Consider the following 2,408-nt stretch of genomic DNA (forward strand, 5'->3'; position numbering starts at 1 on the left):
ATGGCACCCTGGTCACTGTGCAGGGTGCTGCCGGTGACCGTGACATCCCCCTCACGCCCGATAACCGTGACGCCCTGCTGACCGCTGAAGGTGCTACCGGTGCTGATTTCACGTTCGGTTTGCTCTTCCCGATGGCTTTTGGTTTTGCCCTCGCGTTTGTTTTCGCTGTCCTGGTCTTGCGTGCGGGTGCGCGCGTCTTTAATGGTCACGTCCTGCGCACTGAGTCCAATGCGACCCGCTTTGCTGTCAACCTGCGCGCCTTCCGCCAGCAGGTGGTTGCCCGCCACCAGGGTGACGCCCTGGTCACCGCCGAGCGTGCTTAATGTCAGGCGCTCTTCCTGGCGGTCGTTGCTGACTGATGACGTACGGCTGTTGGCCTCCAGGTGCGTGGTATTGGTGGTCTTGTCTGCCAGGAGGTTGATGTTGCCTGCGGCCTGCACGCCAAGCTGACCGCCGGCTTTTACCTGGCTCCCCGTAAGCAGAACGTCATGCCCGGCCGTGAGCGTGAGATTGCCGCCGGCGTTAAGCTCACTCCCCTGTGCCTGCTGCCATTCGCCGCTGACGTGCGCCATCCGGGAGCCGGCCGCTTCCGTGCCGCCGCGGGTGCGGTTGCCCATGGCGCCCGAGATGAACTCGAGGTCGGCAGTATGACTGCTTTTCGCGGCGGTGATGGTCAGGTCATTTCGCGCGCTCAGGCTGAGGGTATCGGTCGCATCGAGCTTCGCCCCCGTGAGCGTGATATCGGTGCCGCGCAGGCGAATATCGCCGGCGCTCATTGTCGCCTGGCGCAGCGCATCCTGCAGGTTGGTGCTCAGGGCCAGACTGTCTGCCTGCACGTCAATGCTGCCGGCTTTGATGTCGCCGCCCTGATGCAGGAACTGCCCGGCGTCGACCGTCAGGGCCTTGTCGGCAAACAGGTTGCCGGCATTGGTGATACTGTTGGCCGAGAGTTGCAGGTCGCCACCGCCAATCACCGCGCCATCGCCGGTCAGACGCAGCGTGGTCTGTGCCAGGTACACCTTCGGCACCCATACCGTTTGCGGGCCGCCTTCCGTTTGCACCGTCTCGCTCACCAGCCAGACGATATCCTGTTGCAACGCCGCAATCTGCGCCGGCGTCAGGGCCACGCCCGGCACCAGATGGAAGTCCTGGGCGACTTTCGTGCCGTTGTTCATCAACTGCTGATACTGCGCCATCGCATCCCAGCCCTTGACGGACGGTTTGCCGGTGAGTTTCAGCACCTGCTCGCGCACCAGACGCTGCTCGTAAAAGCCGTCGCCCAGGCGCTTATGGGCCTGCGCGGGGTCATACCCGACGCGCTCCAGCATATAGTCGCTGCTGATAAAGTTGTCGCGGCGGGTAAAGCGTTCATCGGTCACCACCAGGAACGGGCTGCCGGTCGCCGTATGTTGACTAAACAAGCCGTTATTGGGGATGGTGGTGGCCACATTGCCCAGATGCTGTAACTGCGTCAGCGCCAGCTCAGACGGCAGCAGTGGGCGCCCCAGCGGCGAGGACGGCGCGGCGCCCGGTCTTGTCATTTGCTCGCCCGGCGCAAGCGCCGTATCGCCGTCAGGTCGGGCAGCCCCCTCTACCGTGAAGGCCAGCGGATTGCGCTCAAGCTCGGCGCGTTCGGCATCCACCGCCTTTAACGCCGCATCAAGTTGACTGATTTGCGCCTGATTGACCGTGGTGTTGGTGATGCGGGCGCCGTTGATGGTGACCGTGCCGTTGCCGGAGATAATCCCGTCAACGGTCGCCAGCGCTGTCGTCTCGTCCCGGTTGAACGTCGGGTACCAGTGATGCGTGTCCTTGTCATAGTGGTCAACGATCACCGCCTGGCGCCGTTCGTTAACCGAGTAACCGCGGTTGTCTACGCTGCCGCCGCCGTCCTGCGTCAGGTTGCCGTTGGCGGTAATGACGCTGGCGTCATTGAGCAATGCTCCCGTGATGCGCAGCACCATGTTGCCACCCGCCAGAATACGCGCGCCGATACCTTCAGAGACCAGCCTGTCGCGCGTCAGCGTGCCGCTTTCGGTTCGCTCGCGGAAGTTGTTGTAATCGGTGACGAACGGCGCGCTGTCGATGTCGACATGCTTTTCGGGATCCCAGGTCATCACCTGCGTCCAGTCGTGTTCCCAATGGAAGCCGTTTTGGTACGGCGTCGGGATGGTTGCCAGCTGATTTCCCCCCCGCGTTTCGTAAAACGTCATGGCATAGCTGCCGTCGGCATTCGGCTTGAGCGCCAGGTAGTTAACCCATAGGTCGGTAAGTGTGCCCTTATTGTCCTTGACCCGCACCTGCGCGCGTTTGCCCGCCGCATCAATAGCCAGCAGGGTGCCGTAGCGATTGTTCTGGGCCGCCGCGTCATCCTGGAAGCTCAGCTGTTGGGTGGTCGGCGCCATGGT

The 2,408-nt window shown here is 62.9% G+C and carries 1 protein-coding gene; it reads right to left on the bottom strand.

Translation table 11 applies throughout. The annotated features are described in order from the left end of the window. The coding region (locus AC4PR2_RS28375) for a hemagglutinin repeat-containing protein (protein WP_492175985.1) at positions 1–2,408 on the bottom strand (2,408 nt) is incomplete at both ends.

Source organism: Serratia sp. A07 (genome assembly GCF_058725505.1).